Below are 824 nucleotides of genomic sequence, written 5' to 3' on the forward strand. Positions count from 1 at the left end.
TTAACAACTAGAATGTGTTTTTAGGTTGATGATGGCTTTTTGTGCTAAGCAAACGTTAAAACTAAGCGGAATTCACACGTTGTTCATTTGTTAGTTTGCAAACATAACGGTAACGATTAATGTAAAGCTCCCTGAGTTGTTACAAGGATGTGTTGATGAGCTACCAATTAGACAGGATTGATCTGCATATTTTGAGAGTGCTTCATTCACGCGGACGAATTCCAGTCGTCGAACTGGCGAAGCAGATTAACTTAACCACGTCGCCGTGCTCAGATCGCGTCAAAAGGCTTGAGAAAGAAGGCTATATCAATGGTTATCATGCCGAGTTGAATGCTGAAAAATTAGGATTGGATGTTCAGGTGTTCATTCATATTCGTTTGGATCAAACCAGCTTCTCGATTTTTGAAAAGTTTGCCAAAGCGGTGGAATTGATGCCAGAAATTGAAGAGTGTTATTCGCTCTCTGGTGACTTCGACACCATGATTAAAGTCCGAGTGAAGAACATGAAAGCGTATCAAGAGTTCATGTCGAGTAAGCTAGGCACGCTACCGGGTGTTATTCAGACGCGAAGTGAAGTGGTGATAGAAGAGCACAAAACGGGATTTGGTGTGAATCCGGAGCTATTAGGCTAACGCATTTGTCATGGTACAGGACATAAAAAGGAGCCAACGGGCTCCTTTTTCGATAGGTCTCAGGATGTTTAGTGAAGGATTATGCGCCGATAAAGGTGCTAATAACACCAATCAAACCACCGAATACGCCACCCCAAACTACTAGCCAGCCTAGGTGTTCTTTAATCATTCTTTGCACCATTTCTTTAACCA

At 42.2% G+C, this 824-nt stretch carries 1 protein-coding gene and 1 pseudogene; one reads left to right on the plus strand and one right to left on the minus strand.

Features of this window, described 5'->3' with window-relative positions:
- Nucleotides 1-155: 155 nt before the first annotated feature.
- Entirely contained in the window at nt 156-632 is a 477-nt protein-coding gene (locus tag R7040_RS25625; RefSeq protein WP_005465952.1) for an Lrp/AsnC family transcriptional regulator, read from the plus strand.
- Nucleotides 633-711: 79 nt separating this feature from the next.
- On the opposite strand, the pseudogene R7040_RS25630 reads toward R7040_RS25625, so the two are convergent.
- Nucleotides 712-824, minus strand: a pseudogene (locus R7040_RS25630) (DUF445 domain-containing protein); the annotation flags it as partial.

It is taken from the genome of Vibrio sp. 1069, from assembly GCF_033340555.1.